The sequence below is a fragment of the Streptomyces cyaneus genome (assembly GCF_004028635.1).
Classification (GTDB): Bacteria; Actinomycetota; Actinomycetes; order Streptomycetales; family Streptomycetaceae; genus Streptomyces; species Streptomyces cyaneus.
On sequence record NZ_RQJW01000003.1, the window covers coordinates 84,176 to 101,755 of the forward strand.

Annotated in this window: 14 protein-coding genes; 8 read left to right on the forward strand and 6 right to left on the reverse strand. The window is 69.7% G+C overall.

The features are described 5' to 3' along the window. Positions 1-234: 234 nt before the first annotated feature. The gene (locus tag EHO50_RS09665; RefSeq protein WP_128429472.1) at positions 235-1,626 is read right to left on the reverse strand and encodes a PucR family transcriptional regulator; all 1,392 of its coding nucleotides are present in this window, start codon (positions 1,624-1,626) and stop codon (positions 235-237) included. A gap of 364 nt (positions 1,627-1,990) precedes the next feature. Here EHO50_RS09665 and EHO50_RS09670 point away from each other — a divergent pair, with 364 nt between their 5' ends. From EHO50_RS09670 to EHO50_RS09695, 6 genes are all read left to right on the forward strand, one after another. Beyond that, positions 1,991-2,896 carry an ABC transporter ATP-binding protein gene (locus EHO50_RS09670; protein ID WP_128429473.1) on the forward strand — a complete coding sequence of 302 codons (906 nt, stop codon included), beginning with the start codon at positions 1,991-1,993 and terminating at the stop codon, positions 2,894-2,896. Further along, the gene (locus EHO50_RS09675) at positions 2,893-3,897 is read left to right on the forward strand and encodes an ABC transporter ATP-binding protein (protein ID WP_128429474.1); all 1,005 of its coding nucleotides are present in this window, start codon (positions 2,893-2,895) and stop codon (positions 3,895-3,897) included. The genes EHO50_RS09670 and EHO50_RS09675 overlap by 4 nt, the downstream gene beginning before the upstream one ends. Continuing rightward, a complete protein-coding gene (locus tag EHO50_RS09680) occupies positions 3,894-4,784 on the forward strand; it encodes a branched-chain amino acid ABC transporter permease (protein WP_128429475.1) in 891 nt (296 codons plus the stop codon). The genes EHO50_RS09675 and EHO50_RS09680 overlap by 4 nt, the downstream gene beginning before the upstream one ends. Next, on the forward strand, positions 4,777-6,051 hold the full coding sequence (locus tag EHO50_RS09685; protein ID WP_128429476.1) for a branched-chain amino acid ABC transporter permease: 1,275 nt from the start codon (positions 4,777-4,779) through the stop codon (positions 6,049-6,051). The genes EHO50_RS09680 and EHO50_RS09685 overlap by 8 nt, the downstream gene beginning before the upstream one ends. After that, positions 6,048-7,301, forward strand: a complete 1,254-nt coding sequence (locus EHO50_RS09690) for an ABC transporter substrate-binding protein (RefSeq protein WP_128429477.1) — start codon at positions 6,048-6,050, stop codon at positions 7,299-7,301. Before EHO50_RS09685 ends, EHO50_RS09690 begins: the two co-directional genes overlap by 4 nt. Before the next feature lie 622 nt (positions 7,302-7,923). Next, entirely contained in the window at positions 7,924-9,171 is a 1,248-nt protein-coding gene (locus EHO50_RS09695; protein ID WP_128429478.1) for an ABC transporter substrate-binding protein, read from the forward strand. A gap of 37 nt (positions 9,172-9,208) precedes the next feature. On the opposite strand, the gene EHO50_RS09700 is transcribed toward EHO50_RS09695, so the two are convergent. From EHO50_RS09700 to EHO50_RS09720, 5 genes are all read right to left on the reverse strand, one after another. Continuing rightward, entirely contained in the window at positions 9,209-9,949 is a 741-nt protein-coding gene (locus EHO50_RS09700) for an ABC transporter ATP-binding protein (RefSeq protein ID WP_128429479.1), read from the reverse strand. A 2-nt stretch (positions 9,950-9,951) separates the two neighbouring features. Beyond that, positions 9,952-10,824, reverse strand: coding sequence for an ABC transporter ATP-binding protein (locus tag EHO50_RS09705; RefSeq protein ID WP_128429480.1), 873 nt, complete (start codon positions 10,822-10,824; stop codon positions 9,952-9,954). After that, on the reverse strand, positions 10,814-11,806 hold the full coding sequence (locus tag EHO50_RS09710) for a branched-chain amino acid ABC transporter permease (protein WP_128429481.1): 993 nt from the start codon (positions 11,804-11,806) through the stop codon (positions 10,814-10,816). The genes EHO50_RS09705 and EHO50_RS09710 overlap by 11 nt, the downstream gene beginning before the upstream one ends. Positions 11,807-11,816: 10 nt before the next feature. Beyond that, positions 11,817-12,812, reverse strand: coding sequence for a branched-chain amino acid ABC transporter permease (locus EHO50_RS09715; RefSeq protein WP_220096428.1), 996 nt, complete (start codon positions 12,810-12,812; stop codon positions 11,817-11,819). Positions 12,813-12,913: 101 nt separating this feature from the next. Further along, the gene (locus tag EHO50_RS09720; protein WP_128429482.1) at positions 12,914-14,698 is read right to left on the reverse strand and encodes a sigma-54-dependent Fis family transcriptional regulator; all 1,785 of its coding nucleotides are present in this window, start codon (positions 14,696-14,698) and stop codon (positions 12,914-12,916) included. Positions 14,699-14,881: 183 nt separating this feature from the next. Here EHO50_RS09720 and EHO50_RS09725 point away from each other — a divergent pair, with 183 nt between their 5' ends. Both EHO50_RS09725 and EHO50_RS09730 read left to right on the forward strand, forming a co-directional pair. Continuing rightward, entirely contained in the window at positions 14,882-15,907 is a 1,026-nt protein-coding gene (locus EHO50_RS09725; protein WP_128429483.1) for an NAD(P)-dependent alcohol dehydrogenase, read from the forward strand. A gap of 18 nt (positions 15,908-15,925) precedes the next feature. Then, positions 15,926-17,527, forward strand: a complete 1,602-nt coding sequence (locus EHO50_RS09730) for an ABC transporter substrate-binding protein (protein ID WP_128429484.1) — start codon at positions 15,926-15,928, stop codon at positions 17,525-17,527. The last annotated feature ends 53 nt before the right edge of the window (positions 17,528-17,580 follow it).

The following is a 17,580-nucleotide window of genomic DNA, read 5'->3' on the forward strand; positions in this document are numbered from 1 at the left end:
GAGGGCTCACGAGAGCACGTACCGACCAGTCAGTCCATGCGCTTCGGCCACGCCGTTGTCCGCTCCCAACGCCGGAGGGCGGCGACTGTGCTGATGCCCATTCAGCCACCCTGCGGGAAGGGAACCAGCCACGGCGGTACGGCCGCCGGCAGAGCCGAGGGGCATCTGCGGCGGCGGCCCGTGCCGGGGCACGCATCGCATGTTCGCACCGGGCCTGAGTCGCCCCTTGCGGCCTCAGCCGTCCACGTCACGATCCCAGGCGTCCGCGCAGCCGAGGACGGCCGCAGGCCCGAGCAGTTGGAGTGCGTCGAACGCGAGCGTGAGCCGTACGAGGTCGCGGGGGCGGGACAGTTCGAGCCCTGTGATCTGCTCGAAGCGGCGCAGCCGGTTCAGCACCGTGTTGCGGTGGCACAGCATGTGCCGGGCCGCCTGGACCGCCGAGCCGCCCTTCTCGATCCACACCCCGAGCGTGTCGATCAGCGTTTCGCGGTCGGCGGGCTCCAGGTCGTACAGCGGCCGGAGCACCCGCAGGGCGAGTTCGGCGGACAGGTCGGGCCGTGAGATGAGCAGACCGTCGGGCAGACGGGCGTCGAGCCGGGCGACCTCGCCGTCTCCCCGGCAGGTGCGCACGGCGAGTCCGGCCATGTCCCGCGCCCTGGGCAGGTGCTCCAGCCCCTGGACGACCGGGCTGACGCCGATGCGCATGCCGGGACCGGCGTCGAGGGCGGAGACAAGCGCGTCGAGCGGGCGGTCGCCGAGATGGGCGACGAGCACATCGCGCCGGCCCCCGGTGTGGCGCAGGACGCGCATGCCACGGATCTCAGGGACGGCGTCGGGCGTGCGGCCGACGGGCGGCGTGGCCCGTATCTCCGCGACCGCGAAGCGTCCGTCGGGCGGCAGGTTGAGGATCGACGCCGCGTCCCGGATGAACGCAGGGTCGTTGCGGCTCTCCAGTACGGCGGCGAGGATCAGGCGTACGCGCTCGCTGTGGCGGCTGGCCACCCCCTTGGCGACTTGACGGTAGGCGTCGGCCAGCAGGACGCAGTCGCGGTCGTTGCTCTTCCACACCAGCTCGGCCACGTGCACGAGGTGACGCTGGTCGCCGAGGCCGTCCCCCTGCACGGCGCCGATGATCCCGCTCCAGACCTCCGATCCGGCCACCCGGAAGGCGTGCAGCACCTCGTCGAGGGGGCGGCTCTCCTCGGCCCGGCGGATGCCGAGCTCACGGGTGTAGCGCTCGACGTCCACGATCCGGCCCGGGTCGAGGGCGGCTTCGAGGGTGATGCGTACGCCCTTGTACACGGACTGCGGCAGGTCGGGCGGTGCGAGCACGGGGTCCGCGTAGTACGGCACCTCGGTGCGGATCTGGTCCACCACGGCGTCGCTGAATGCCTGGCCGCGACCGAGCAAGCGCCGACAGGCGTGGTCGAAGAGCTGGTGCGGCGAGGGCTCGTCGGCGGGCTCGGGAAGGGAGGGCGGCGAGCCGACGGCGGTGGCGCCGGGTGATGGACCGACGGCGCCGGACGGTGGACCGACGGCGGCACTCGACCGCGCACCGGCGGAGGCGGTGGTGCTGGCGGTGGTGACGCGGGGGCGGACCGCGCCACGGGCGGAACTGGTGTGCATGGACCCTCCAGACGGACGGGGCGTGCGAGAACACCACGGCGGGTCGCCATGTCTTGTGCTGCGCGGGTCGCAGGCGGGTGGCTCCAGCGGTCGGCGATCGGCGTGTGCCGATGGAGCGCACTTCAAGGATCCACATGCTAAGCAGTCGGTCACCCCCTCGGACGAAACGTCCGTCAAATCGTGATGATCCACGCACGGCAGGAGGTACGGATTGTGCCCCCTCACAAGCGGATCACGCCCCGGCTGGGAACTGACAGCGGCTCGCTCCCAGTCCATGGACGCCCTGCTACCGCCGTGTTCTCGTTGCGCTCCAGTCCGGCGCCCGGCACGCGCCCGCTCGACGATGAGCAAGGAGAACGCCCTGATGAGCCCACCAGAGACCGAGGCCGAGGCCGAGGCTGAGACCCAGGTTGAGACCGAGGCCGGGACCCTTCGGGTCTGCGATCTGCACGTCAGCTACGGACGGTCCGTGCAGGCGCTCCACGGGGTGTCACTGACCGTTCCGCAGGGTCGGATCGTGGCCGTACTCGGCTCCAACGGAGCGGGAAAGTCCACGCTGCTCCGTGCGGTCTCCGGGACCCTCGCCCTGCACCGCGGCACGGTCGAGCGCGGCACGGTGCACTTCGACGGCGTACGCCTGAGCGGCGACGCCGCGCGGTCCGTGGCCGCCGGCGTGGTGCAGGTGCCCGAAGGCCGGCGGATCTTCGGCGCCCTTTCGGTGGAGGACAACCTCCGGGCCGGGTTCCTGGGGTCGGCATCCCGCTCCCGCGCCGAGTTGCGGGCGGCCCGCGAGCGCGTCTTCGCGCAGTTCCCGGTGCTGGCCGAGCGGCGGCGGCAGGCCGCCGGGCTGATGTCCGGCGGCGAGCAGCAGATGCTCGCGATGGGCCGCGCACTGATGGCGGCGCCGCGGCTGCTGCTCCTCGACGAGCCCTCACTGGGGCTCGCACCGCTGATGGTCCAGCGCATCGCGGAGATCATCCGTGAGATCAACGCCCAGGGAACCTCGATCCTCCTCGTCGAGCAGAACGCCGCGATGGCCCTGGAGCTGTCCGACCGCGCGTCGGTGCTGGACGTCGGCCAGGTGCGGCTGGAGGGGGCGTCGGCCGACCTCGCCGCGGCGGACGAGGTGCGACGGCTGTACCTGGGCGAGACGTACGAGACCGGCTGCGGCGCGCCCGACGCCGACGGCGACGCCGCGTACGCGACGGCCGCCAGCGCCCCGTCCGTGACGGGACCGGGATTGACGGAGCTTGGCAGGTGGAACGGATGAGCATCGGCACGACGCCCACGACCCCCGAGGCCGCTACGGCCCCCCGCCCGGACAGCGGACCCGACCCGGTCCCGGCCCTCACGGTCGAGAACCTGACCGTGCGCTTCTCCGGCCTGGTCGCCCTCGACGACCTGTCCTTCACGGTCGCGCCGGGCACGATCCACGCGCTCATCGGCCCCAACGGCGCGGGCAAGTCGACCTGCTTCAACGTCATCTCGGGCGTCTACCGCGCCACCACCGGAGCCGTCCGGTACGCGGACAAGGACCTCACCCGCCTCGCACCGCACCGCATCGCTCAGCTCGGCGTGGCCCGCACCTTCCAGAACATCGTGCTCACCCACGGGACCGTCGCCGACAACCTCATGCTCGGCCGCCACCGGCTGACCCGGGCAGGCTTCACGGCGAGCGCGCTGCGGCTGCCCCATACGGTGCGCGAGCAGCGCCGCCACCGGGAGCGCGCGGCCGAGATCGCCGACTTCCTGGGCCTCGGCCCGGCGTTCGACAAGCCGGTCGGCGGGCTCGCGTACGGCGACCGCAAGCGGGTGGAGATGGCGCGTGCGCTCTGCATGGAGCCCAGACTGCTGCTGCTCGACGAGCCAGTCGCCGGCATGCACCCCACCGAGCGCTCGGCAATGGCCGAGACGATCGCCCGGGTGCGTGACGCCCTGAACATCTCGATCCTCATCGTCGAGCACGACATGGGGCTGATCATGCGGATCGCCGACTCGGTGACCGTGCTCGACTTCGGCCGCCTCATCGCGGACGGGCCGCCCGAGCGCATCCAGAACGACCCGGCGGTCATCAGCGCGTATCTCGGCACCCCGGTCCAGGACACCGAGCCGGAAGCGGAAGCCGAGCCGGAACCGGGAACTGCCGCGGACCCGGACACGGACACGGGCGCGGGCACGGGCACGGGCACGGGCACCGGCACGGACACCGCCGAGGGCACCGCCCCGGACACCGCCCAGGACACCGAGCGCGACTCGGAGGAAGCATCATGATCAAGCTCACCGAAACCGTCCTCAACGGCCTGGCACTCGGCTCCGTCTACGCGCTGATAGCCCTGGGCTTCGTCGTGATCTTCAAGGCGTCCGGCGTCATGAACTTCGCGCACGGCTCCCTGCTGCTCTTCGGCGGCTACGTCACGGCCCGCCTCCACGACGCCATCGGCTTCATCCCCGCCGTCCTCGTCGGCGCCGCGCTCGCCGCGGCCCTCGCCGGACTCGTCCAGTTGCTGGCCACACGCGGCCTGCGCGGCGCGGAGATCCACACGCTGACCATCCTCACCATCGGCGTGGACGTCCTGCTGAGCACCGAACTCAACCGGCAGGTCGGCGCCGACTACCTCACCATGGGCGACCCCTGGGGCGCCGATGTGACCCGGCTCGGCAGCATCACCGTCGCCGACGCCCGGATCGCGAGCATTGCCGTCGCGATCATCGTCATCGGCGCGTTCTTCGCCGCCTTCCGCTGGTCCCGCTGGGGCCTGTCCATGCGGTCCGCCGCCGCCGACCCGGAAGCCGCGGCGCTGATGGGGATACGGCTGGACCGCGTACGGCTCATCGCCTGGTGCGTCGCCGGGGCGCTGGCCGCGCTCGCCGCCGTGTTCCTCGCCGCGTTCCCCGCGCCGGGACTCGATCGTACGACCAGTCAGATCGCCCTCAGCGCCTTCCCCGCGGCGATCCTCGGCGGCATGGACTCGGCCGTCGGCGCACTCATCGGAAGTCTGGTGATCGGCCTGACCGCGGCGATGGCCGCCGGCTATCAGAACGAACTCAGCGTCCTGGGCGCCGGATTCTCCGATGTGGCCCCCTATCTCGTGATGGTGCTCGTGCTCCTGGTCCGGCCCACCGGTCTCTTCGGATCGAAGGAGTTGACCCGTGTCTGACACCCGCGACACCACTGGCTCCCCTGACACCACTGACACCGTCGACACCACTGGCACCGTCGACACCGTGGCGGCTCCCGCCCCCGCGCCCGCTGATTCCCCACCCGTCCAGGCTCGGTGGTCCGGCAGGCGCGCCCCCCGCGGGCGGCGCGCGGCCACTCTGACCGCCGGCGTAGTGCTCCTGCTCGCCCTCCCCTTCTACGTCACCTCGTTCTGGCTCCAGACGGGCCTGTTCGCGATGGCCGCCGTCATCGGCGCCATCGGGCTGAACCTGCTCTCCGGGACGACGGGACAGCTCTCCCTCGGCCACGCCTTCTTCCTCGCCGTCGGCGCGTACGGCTATGTGTGGCTGGCGGCCGAGCCGTCCGGCACCGGTGCCGGCAGCCTGTACGGCCTCGGTCTCCCGCCGGTCCTCGCCTTCGTGCTTGCGATCGTGCTCGCCGGCGCGGCGGGCGGGCTGTTCAGCCCCATCTCCGGCCGGCTGCGCGGCATGTACCTGGGCATCGCCACCCTCGCCCTGGTCTTCCTCGGCCATCACATGATGCTCAACGCCCCACATGTCACCGGCGGCTTCAACGGCCGTTCCGTACCGCCGCTGGACATCTTCGGCTTCTCCTTCACCGACACCTCCCCCGACGGGCTCGCCGTCCTCGGCGTCCCATTCGGCGGACTGGAGCGTCTGTGGTACGTCGGCCTGGCCCTGGTGGCCGTGGCCTGGCTCGCCGCCCGCAACATCCTGCGGGGACGCCCAGGCCGGGCCCTCGGCGCCGTACGCGACAGCGAGGTCGCCGCCGCCGTGATGGGAGTACATCTCACCCGCTACCGCGCCTCCGCGTTCATCGTCTCCTCGATGTACGCGGGTGCCGCCGGCGCCCTGCTGGCCCTGGTGTTCAAGCGCGTCGTCCCCGACCACTTCGGCCTGCTGCTGTCCATCGACTACCTCGCGATGATCGTCATCGGCGGCCTCGGCTCGGTAGGCGGCGCGGCCTGCGGCGCGGTCTTCGTCGCCCTGATCCCCCACCTGCTCACCAAGTACGCCGACGACCTTCCCCTGCTCACCGCTCCCGGCACCACGGGATCCGGCGTGTCCCCGGGCGACGCGGCCCGCTACCTCTACGGCACCGCGATCGTCCTCGTTCTGATCTTCGCCCCAGGCGGCCTGGCCGGACTGGCTCACAGACGGCCCCGCCGCAAGGGCGACGGCTCCCCCCGCACCCGGCGTTTCCCTCTCCGCACCCGCACCGCCCCTAAGGAGCACACCCCGTGAGAAGCACCCGACTTGCCCCGGCCGCAGCCGTCATCGCCGCACTCGCCCTGAGCGCCACGGCCTGCAGCACCAAGAGCGGTACCGACGCGAACGGCGCCGACAGCGACGGCGTCAAGACCGGCCCCGGAGTGACGGAGAAGACCATCACCCTGGGCGCGCTGACCGACCTCACCGGCCCGTACGCCTCGCTCGGCAAGAGCATCGTCAACGCCCAGCAGCTGTACGCCGACCAGCTCAACGCCTCCGGCGGCATCTGCGGCCGCACCGTCAAGATCACCGTCAAGGACCACGGCTACGACGTCCAGAAGGCCGTGTCCGCGTTCACCGAGACCGAGCCGAACGTGGCCGCCGTGTCCCAGATGGTCGGCTCCCCGGTGGTGTCCTCGCTGTCGCAGGAACTCGAGTCCAAGCACCTGCTCACGTTCCCGATGGCGTGGGCCTCCACCCTGCTGGGCCGCGAATACGTCCAGGTGGTCGGATCCACCTACGACATCGACATGATCAACGGCGTCGACCACGTCGTCCGTACGGCCAAGTTGAAGGCGGGCGACAAGATCGGCCACGTCTACTTCGAGGGTGAGTACGGCGAGAACGCGCTCGCCGGTGCCGAGTACGCGGCGAAGAAGGCGAAGCTGAAGGTCGTCGGGCAGAAGATCAAGCCCACCGACCAGGACCTGACCGCCCAGGTGACCGCGCTCAAGCAGGCCGGCGTCAAGGCGATCCTGATCAGCGCCGGTCCGCGTCAGACGGCCGCCCTGGTCGGCACCGCCGCCGCCGCGGGCTTCACCGTCCCGGTCCTGACCAGCTCGCCGGGCTTCGCCCCGCAGCTGATGGCGACCCCGGTCGGACCCGCCCTGGAGAAGATGCTCCAAGTGGTGAGCCCCGCCCCGGCGTTCGCCGACAACCCCGCCATGGAGAAGCTGGCCAAGGACTACAAGGCGAAGTACCCGAAGGACCTGCTCGACCCGGGTGTCGTCAGCGGCTGGAACGCGATCAGCGTCCTCGGCGAGGACCTCAAGGCGGCCTGCAAGGCGAAGGACCTGACCCGCGAGGGCATAGCGGCGGCGCACCGCAAGCAGGCCAAGCTCACGGTGCTCGGCGTGCCGCTGAACTTCTCGGACCGCACCAAGCCGGCGACGTACCAGTCCTTCATCCACAAGCCGTCGAAGACGGCCCCCGGCGGCCTCACGAACCTCGAACCGGCCCACGAGGTGCCCGCGGCGCGGACCTACACCCTGCCCAAGGGCTGAGCCCGCCCCGCCCGAGGGCACGACCAAGGAACTGGAGACCGTCCGGGCCGAGCAGGAGGAACTCGTGGTCGCGGAGCGGGTGCTTGCCCGGCTGCACGCGGAGGCGGCTGCCGGGCAAGCCCGCGGGCCCGGCGGTGCTCCTCGGGCCACATCGGGAGAAGGGAATGGACGAGAAGGCTCTTCCCGAGCAGTACCGGAAGGCTTTCGACGTAGCCCGCTCGCCCGACGAGCCGCTCATGCCCCAGGGCGTGTGCCGACTGCTCGGGAACAGGGCACAGCCGCGATTCCGTGGCCTGGCGCAGCGCAAGGGCGCGAGGCCACGGATCGAGCTGAAGAGCCTGGCTCACAGGCTTACGCGCTACCCGCGGTCCAAGCCGCGGTGGCCTCTGCGCCGGGCCAGAAGGCAGCGGTGGCGGCGCTGGAACGCGCTGTTCCTGGATACGTCGTGCTGCGTGCCGCCACCCGGCGGCGGCACTGACGCGGCCGGGGCGACAAGCGCGAACATCGCAAAAGTTTACGTTTGCACTTTTCCGGACTCCAATTGAGTTCTACCCTCATGTACAGATGGCGGGCGGACGGCCGGCCAGTCGACCACCGCCGCCTGTGACGAGCGGAGGCGGAGATGAAAGCGTCGATACGGCGGTCCGCGATCTTCGCAAGCGCGGCTGCTCTTGTGATAGCCGTCTGCGGTACGACGGGCACTGCCCAGGCCGAGCCGGGTGATGGTGAACTCCAGTTCGGCTACGTCCTGCCGGAGACGGGACAGCTGGCCTACCTCGGCCCACCCCAGATCGAGTCGTTGAAGTTCGCGATAGAGAAGATCAATGACGCCGGCGGGGTCCTGGGCAAGTCCGTGCCGAATGCGGTCTCCAGTGACGAGGCGGGCCAGGAGGCCGTTGCCGCGCAGTCGGCGGACCGGGTCCTCGCGGCAGGCGTGGACGCGATCGTCGGCGCCGCGGCTTCCGGCATGTCGCTGGCGTTCATCGACCGGGTGACCGGAGCGGGTGTCGTTCAGTGTTCGGGGTCGAACACCGCTCCCACCTTCACCGACTACGAGGACGACGGCTTCTACTTCCGTACCGTCCCGAGCGACGCGTTGCAGGGACCCATCCTGGCGGATGTCGTCCGCGACGACGGCCACAACCGGGTCGCCCTGGTCGCACGGGCGGACGACTACGGGCGCGGCCTGATGGAGGCCACCCGCAAGTCGCTGGAGGAACGCGGTGCGACGGTGACGCTCGCCGAGACCTACGACCCGAAGGCGAGCAACTTCGACCAGGTCGTCCAGCAGGTGGAGAACTCCAGGCCGGACGCCGCCGTGGTGATCGCCTTCGAGGAAGGCACCCAGATCCTGCAGGGCATGATCGAGTCCGGCCTCGGGCCCGACCGGATCGGCGTCTACGGCGCCGACGGACTGCGCAGCGAGGAACTGCCCTCGCTCGTCGCCCCGGGCCAGCCGGAGAGGCTCTCCGGCATGAAGGGGACAGCACCGGCATCGGCGTCGAACGAGCAGTACGTGAAGGACCTCAAGGAATTCGCGCCGGACCTGAAGGAGCTGCAGTTCGCACCGCAGGTGTTCGACTGCGTGACGACGATCGCGCTCGCCGCGGAGAAGGCGGAGTCCGACGACCCCGGCGAGTACGTGAAGGAGATGAACGGGATCACCAAGGACGGCGAGAAGTGCAACTCGTTCGCCGCCTGCAAGGAGCTGCTCGCCGACGGCAGGGACATCGACTACGACGGTGTGAGCGGTCCGCTCGACTTCACCGACAAGGGCGAACCCGGCCAGGCGTCGATCGAGGTGTACGGCTACAACGACGAGGGACAGTTGCAGACCCTGCGTACCGAGACCAGCAAGGCCGAGGAGTGACCGGGAGGACTGACAGGCAGGACCGAGGAATCGGTGGTCAACGGACGCGGGCGAGCGTGCCGAGGTAGAGCTCGATCACCTTCTCGTCGTGCAGCAGGGCCGCACCTGTGCCGGTGTACGCGTTGCGGCCCTGGTCCAGGACGTAGCCGCGGTCGCAGAACTGTAGGCACCTGCGGGCGTTCTGCTCGACCATGAGCACGGCTACGCCCGCGCTGTTGATCATTCTGCACCGGTCGAAGACGTGGTCCTGATGGAGCGGTGACAGGCCGGCAGACGGCTCGTCGAGCAGCAGCAGTTGCGGCTCCATCATCAGGGCGCGGGCCATCGCGAGCATCTGGCGTTCGCCGCCGGACATCGCGCCGGCCTTCTGCTTGCGGCGGTCGGCCAGAACGGAGAAGAGCTCCTCGACGGCTGCGACCCGCCGCGCGTGGTCCTTGGGCCGCAGATACACGCCCATCCGCAGGTTCTCCTCGACGGTCAGCGTGGGGAACACGTTCTGCAGCTGCGGTACGTAGCCCACGCCCCGCCGGACCAGCTCGTGCGCGGGCCGGCCGGTCACATCCTCGCCGCGCAGCCGCACGGTCCCGCCGCGCACCTGCAGCAGCCCGAAGACGGCCTTGACCAGCGTCGACTTGCCGGCGCCGTTGGGGCCGATCACGCCGACCACCTCGCCCGGTCGCACCTCGACGCTGCATCCACGCAGCACATCGACACCGGGGACGTACCCGGCGACGATGTCGTCGGCCGCCAGCACCGGTGCCTGCTCCTCGGCGGACATCGCTACTCCTCCTCGCCCTTCTCCTCGGTCGCCTCCGGCTCGTCGTGCTGCTTGCCCAGGTAGGCGTCCACTACGGCGGCGTTCCGGCTGATCGTGTGCGGTGGGCCCTCGGCCACCAGTCGGCCGTCGGCCATGACGGCCACCCAGTCGCTGATGCCCATCACCACGTCCATGTCGTGCTCTACGAAGCACACCGTCAGCCCCTCGTCGCGCAGCTGCGTGATGTGTCCGAGCAGCGACTGGGTCAGCGCGGGGTTCACCCCGGCCATCGGCTCGTCGAGCAGGAGCATGACCGGCCGGGCCATCAGCGCGCGGGCCAGTTCCAGCAGTTTGCGCTGACCACCGGAGAGCGTGCCGGCATGGTCGTCGCGCAGTGGACCGAGCCGGAAGCGGTCCAGCAGTTCGTCGGCCCGGCGCTCGAACTCCCGCTCCTGGCCGCGCCACAGCGGTCGCAGCAGCGCGGGCAGCACCCGCTCGCCGCGTTGCCCGGGCGCGGCGAGCAGCAGGTTCTCCAGCACCGTGAGCCGGGCGAGCGCCCTGGAGAGCTGGAACGTACGGACCAGTCCCCGCTGCGCCACCCGGTATGCCGGGGTGCCGGTGAGCAGCTGTCCGTCGAACGACCAACGGCCGCCGTCGGCCCGGTCGAACCCGCTCACCACGTTGAACAGAGTGGTCTTGCCGGCGCCGTTGGGGCCGATGAGCGCCGTGATGGCCCCACGCTGCACCTCCAGGTGCTCGACCCACACGGCGACGAGGCCGCCGAAGGTACGGGTCACCTGGTCCAGGACCAGCAGCGGGTCGGGCTTGCGCACCCCCGGCTCGGGGGCGACCGCGGAGAGCCGGCCCGGGCGGGATACGACAGGGTCAGCGGCCACTGAGCAGCATCTCCTTCCGGCTGCCGAGGATGCCCTGTGGCCGGAACGCGACCAGCAGGATCAGGGCGACCCCGACCAGGGCGAAGCGCACCGCGCCGACCTCCGACGTGCTGATGAGGTCCGGCGAGATGTACTCGGCGTCGATGGCCTGGCGCAGCGCGCTGTCGAGGAAGCTGAGGACGAACCAGAACAGGATCGAGCCGACGACCGGCCCGAGGATCCGCCCTGCACCCCCGAGGATGAGCAGCGTGTACAGGAAGAACGTGACGCCCGGATCGTAGTTGTCCGGGTTCACGGACTGCACCTGGATCGCCTGCATCATGCCTGCGACCGCCCCGATGACGCCGCCGAGCACGAGGCTCTGCATCTTGTACGCGTAGACGTTCTTGCCGAGGCTGCGCGTGGCGTCCTCGTCATCACGGATCGACCGGATGACACGGCCCCAGGGGCTGTGGATCAGCAGGGCCAGCAGACCTCCGACCACGAGCACCAGCGCCCATCCGACGATCATCACCCAGAGGTCGCGGGAGCTGAACCTCACGAGCCACACGCCGTAGGTGCCGGGCTCGATGGGGCTGAGTTCGTAGAAGTCGTTCGCGAATCTCTGCAGCCCGAACACCCCGCCGGTGACCGGCTCGGCCCAGCTGGATCGGTAGAACAGCCGTAGCGCCTCCCCCGCCGCGATCGTGGTGATCGCGAGGTAGTCGGCGCGCAGCCGCAGGGTGGGCAGGCCGAGGAGCAGGGCCAGCACGATCGCGCAGGCGATTCCGCCCAGGACGCCGAGCCACATCGGGCCGTCGTACGTCGACACCGTGATGGCGAGTCCGTAACCGCCGACCAGCATGAATCCGACCTGTCCGAAGTTCAGCAGCCCCGTGTAACCGAAGTGCAGGTTCAGCCCCATCGCGGCGAGGGCGTAGGCGGCGGCGATGGGGCCGATTCCGGAGCGGAGTGCGTCGGAGACGATGGCCGAGAAGTCCATGGCGCGCTCCTCACCCGACGCGTTCGGCCCGGCCGAGGATGCCCTGCGGCCGGACGAGGAGGACGAGGATGAGGACGAGCAGCGCCCAGGCGTACTGCAGGTCGACCGGGAACCACAGGGTGGACATCTGGGCGACGATGCCGACGACGAGGCTGCCGACCATCGCACCGTAGGCGGAGCCGAGGCCGCCGAGGATGACCCCCGCGAACATGAGCAGCAGGAGCTTGAAGCCCATGTCCCAGGTGACGATCTCCACCAGGCCGAAGAAGACCCCGCCGAGTGCGGCCAGTCCACCGGCCAGCATCCACACGAACAGCACCACCCGCTGCACGTCGATGCCCGACGCCTCCGCGAGGTCACGGTTGGCAGAGACGGCCCGGACGGCCGTGCCGATCCGCGTCTTCTGCAGGAGCGCGGCGATGCCGAGCAGCACCAGCACGGCGAGCAGGGTGACCGTGAGGTCCCGAGGGGTGATGCCGGCCGGGCCCAGGTCGATCGTGCTCTGGATGTCGTACTGCGCGTAGGAGGCGGGCCGGGTTCCGTACAGCACGAGTACGACGTGGCGCAGCAGCAGCGAGAGCCCGATGGTGACGATGAACATGTTGATCAGCCCGGTACCCCGAGCCCGCAGCGGGCGCCAGATGCCGCGATCGACCGCACCGCCCAGCAGGGCGCCGAAGACCACCGCGGCGAGGGCGGCGGGAATCAGGTGCCAGCCCGGGCCGGCGGCGGAGGCGTTGAGGAAGAACGCGAAGGTGGCGCCGATCGTGACGAACTCACCGTGCGCGAAGTTGATCAGGTGGATGGTGCCGAAGATCAGCGAGAGCCCGACCGATGTGATCGCGATGATCACTCCGAACTGGATACCGTCGATCAGCGCCTGCAGAGCGCGCGCGGCGAACGTGGGTCCGCGCGGGACTTCCTCACCCTGCGCCCGCGCGGAGATCGCGGGCACCATTACGAGGGCCAGGGCGAGGGCCGGTACGAGCATCCGCTGATAGCGCACGATGGTTCCGGTACGTCACGAACGTCCCTTATGGGCTCAGTGTAAGCGCAGGTCGGGGCGGTGACACGGGCAGTGGGCCGGTGTGGGTGCCCGCGGAAAACTCAGGTCAGGCTCGACGGAACGATCCCGTAGCGGCGCATCTTGCGGTACATCGTGGCGCGGGAGATCCCGAGGTCCTGGGCGGTCCGCTGGACGTTGGAGTCGCGGTCCATCAACCCACGCAGAATGGCGTCACGTTCCAGCGCCTCGATGGTCGTGAGGACCTTGTTCGACGACACCCGGCATTCCGGCGGCAGGTCCTCCGCATGGATCGCCTGGCCCGAAGGCCGCCGCGCCAGGCCCCGGATCACCGACTCCAACTGCCGTACGTTTTCCGGCCAGGGACATCGCTGCAGCAGGGTCAGCGCATCCGGGGAGAACCCGCTCGCACCGCTCGGCCGGTACTTGCGCAGGAAGAACCGCGCCAGGTGCTCGCTGTCCCCATAACGATGACGCAGGGCAGGTACCTCCACCAAGGCGCCGCAGAGCTGGTCGAGCTCGTCGTCGGCGCCGACCATCGACGGCTGGCTGGTCATGACCAGTTGCCCGGTCTCGCTGCCGTCCCACCGCGCCAGCAGGTTCGTCAGCCGCTGCCGCTGCTTGTCGCCCAGCAGGTGGACATCGCGCAGGACGAGCACGTTGGACGGCACGACGAGCAGCTCCTCGATGTCGTGCAGCCAGCGCTCGGTGACGGCAGGCGAATCCGACAGTGGCGCTTCCCGTATCTCCAGCCGACGCCCGGCGCCGTGGGCTCGGTGCAGGGCCTCGACCAGCGTCCTCTTACCGACGCCGGCTTCGCCCAGCAGATGAAGCCATGTCCCGGCGACGAACGCTGCTTCGCTGTCGGCGACCGCGCGCAGCCAGTGCGGGGACGAGCCCACCAGTCCCAGGTTGGAGCGTACCGGCGCGGCGGAAACCGCAGGTGTGGGCTGGGCCCTTCCGATCAGCCGGACTCGGAAGACGGCGCCCGCGTCGCTGTCCTCGCGCCGGCAGCGACTGACCTTCAGCTCGGCGACCCGCCCCGAGGGCAGGGCGATGCTGCGGGTCCCCTCCAGCCTGTGATGGTCGGCGATCTCACGGGCGTGGTCGAGCAGCGCATCGTGGTCGGGCCCGGTCACGGCGGCGCGGAGCTGCTCGTTCATCATGACGACGTCGCGGTTGAGTGCCAGCACGGGGCCCGGGCGCGTCGAGGAGCACGCCTCCATGTAGTCCTGGAAGAGGGCCCGCTCGCGCCGCGAGGTGATCGCCGCGATCTCGGCCTCGATCTGGGCCGCGACCGAGCGGGCGAAGGCCATCAGCATGCCGTCGGAGCCCTGGCGGATGGTGGTGAGGTTGAACGCTCCCAGCAGGCTGCCACGGGTGGGATGCAGGATCGGTACGGCCGCGCAGTGGAAGTCCCGCAGCTCTTCGACGTAGTGCTGCCTTCCGGCGATGACGACGGGGCGGCCGCTGGCCAGCGCGGTCCCGATGCCGTTGGTGCCGACGTAGCGCTCGGAGAACACATGGCCCGGGGCCAGACGCACGCGGTTGAGGTGCGTCGTCAGGCCGTCGTGGGACACCTTCCGGGACAGTACGACGCCGTTCCGGTCGGTGATCATGGTGGAGACCGGGTCGTCGGCGAGCTGCTCGTGCAGCGTGTCCAGGATGGGCAGCGCCGCCCTGGCAAGGGGGCTGTCCAGATTGGGGTTGTCCAGGTAGGGAGCGTCGAGGCTGCCCGACTTCACCTTGTACTCGATCGAGCGTTGCCATGAGGCGACCACGAGTGGCCTGGCGCTCGGATCGTTGGTGGCTTCCAGATAGAGCTCTCTGGCTGTGCTCAGTGAGTTTCCGGGTTGATGTCGGGGCATTTAACACTCCCGTGCGGCGCGCGTCACGTTCCTCGGTGCAGTGATTGGAACAGCTCGGCTGCGTCGCGCCTACGGCGTGTACCACATTGAGACATCCGCGGACGGATTCTGAGACATCGACCTGCGATCGGCCGCCTGTGTAATCGGCGCACCACCCACCCCGCCGACTCGCAGGGAGCCGCCATGAAAGCCGTGCAGGTCATCGAGTACGACGAGCCGCCCGTGCTCGTGGACGTACCGGACCCGCAGATCACCGGCCCGCTGGATGTGATCGTGAAGATCGGGGGCGCCGGAGTCTGCCGGACCGATCTGCACATCCTCGAAGGACAGTGGAGGGAGAAGAGCGGGGTCGCCCTTCCGTACACGATCGGTCACGAGAACGCCGGCTGGGTCGCGGAGGTCGGGGAGGCCGTCACCAACGTCGAGGTGGGTGACCCGGTCATTCTGCACCCGCTGGTGACCTGCGGTCTGTGCCGCGCCTGCCGGGACGGCGACGACGTCCACTGCATGAACTCGGCCTTCCCCGGTATCGACACCGACGGGGGCTACGCCGAGTACCTCAAGACCAACGCCCGATCGGTCGTGCCCCTCGCCCCGTCCCTGGAGCCGGCCTCGGTGGCGGCCCTGGCCGACGCCGGGCTCACGGCTTACCACGCCGTCGCCAAGGCGGCCCGGGCCCTGTGGCCCGGTGACAGGGCCGTGGTCATCGGCGCCGGCGGACTCGGACACATCGGCATACAGGTGCTGCGGGCCCTGTCGCCGGTCGAGATGATCGTCATCGACCGCAGCGTCGAGGCCCTCGCACTGGCCAAGGAACTCGGCGCCGACCACACGCTCCTCGCGGACGGCACCGAAGCCGACCGCGTACGGGACCTCACCGCGGGGCACGGTGCGGAAGCAGTCCTGGACTTCGTCGGTGAGGGCGGCGCCGTCGAGACGGGCGTGGCCTGCCTGCGCCGCAACGGCAACTACTACGTCATCGGCTACGGCGGCCACCTCCACGTGCCGACGATCGACGTCATCTCCACGGAGATCAACTTCATCGGCAACCTCGTGGGGTCCTACAACGACCTCTCCGAACTGATGGTCCTGGCGGCCCGCGGCAAGGTCACCCTGCACACCCAGCGCTACCCCCTCGCCTCCTTCCGGCAGGCCCTCGACGACCTGCACGCCGGCGCCGTACGCGGCCGAGCGATCTTGATCCCCTGATACCGCAGGAGAAGCCCCATGCGCAGCAGACCGTACCCGGGCCTGGTCGCCTTCGCGGCCGTAGCGGCCCTGACCGCCACCGCGTGCACCGCCCAGAGCGAGGCTCAGCACAAGCCCAAGGAGAAGGCCGCGCTCTTCAAGCCCGGCTCGCAGATCAGCTACCAGAAGTACGGCAAGAACTACCCGGCGACGAAGGTCAAGGACGTCCCTGGCGCCTGCAGCTACGAGTCGATCAGCCGCAAGGACTACTCCGGACAGACACTGAAGATCATCAGCCATGCCGTCCCGGTCATCGGTGAGCCGACGCAACTGCATGCCAAGCAGTTCGAGGAGATCACCGGCGGGAAGGTCGAGGTGGTCAACGTCCCCTTCGGCGAGCTGCACCAGAAGATCCTCACGCCCCTCCAGGCGGGCCAGCCGGCGTACGACGTCATGTTCTACCCGTCCCTGTGGATCGGCGACATGGCCCCGTACCTGGCACCGGTGCCGGAGAAGTACCTCAACACCACCGGCATGCGGGACGTCACCGTGGCCTACATGGACGTGGCGACCTGGGACGGGAAGGTCGTGCAGTACCCGGTGGACGGTGACCGGCACTACCTCAAGGTCCGCACCGACGTACTGAAGGACCCCAACTGGCAGGCGCAGTACAAGAAGGCCACGGGCAAGGACCTGAAGGTTCCCACGACATGGGCCGAATACCAGGACATAGCCGAGGCCTTCAGCGGCAAGGACTTCGACGGCGACGGCAAGAAGAACTACGGCAGCGCCGAGGTCACCAAGCGCGACGACCTCACCTTCTCCGCGTTCATCAGCCGGGCGGCACCGTACGTGAAGAACCCGGACGTCAAGGGCGGTGTCTTCTTCGACGTCGAGACCATGAAGCCGCTGATCAACACGCCCGGCTTCGTGCGCGCCCTGGAGGACATGGTCAAGGCCAAGTCCACCTGGGCACCCGGCGGCGCCAACTTCGGCCTGGGGGACGAGATCTTCTCCTTCGGAGGCGGCCAGACGTTGATGTCCTACTCCTGGGACGACGCCTTCATCCAGGCCCAGCAGCCGGACAGCAGGATCCGCAACAGCGTTGAGGCGGCGCCGCTGCCGGGCTCGTCGGAGGTCTACAACCGCACCACGAACTCGTGGGACAAGAAGCCGAACAAGGCGGCCTACTTCACCTGGGGATGGACCTCCGCAGTGACCAAGGCGTCCAGCCACCAGGAGATGGCCTTCGACTACCTGTGCTTCTTCAGCAACGAGGCCAACACCGCGCTCGACCTGACCATCGGACGCTTCGGCGTCAACCCCTACCGCATCTCCCACTTCGACCCGGTGTTCTGGGAGGAGCAGGGCTGGGACAAGGACGTCGCCAAGGCGTACGTGAACACCCTCTCCGGCATGGAAGAGAACCCCAACCGCGTCTTTGACCTGCGTGTCCCCGGTGTCAACCAGTACATGTCCGCGCTGGCCGGCGGCGTCGCCGCGGCGCTGGCCGGCCAGGAGTCCCCGCAGCGGGCACTGGACGGCGTGGCCGTGGAGTGGGCCAAGATCACCGATCAGATCGGCAAGGACAAGGTCCGAAGCGCCTACCGCAACGTGGTCGCGCTCGAGGACAAGTCCTGATCCGAACGCAGGGCGCCCCGGGTAGCCGGTCCGCACCGGCCGGCCCCCCGGGG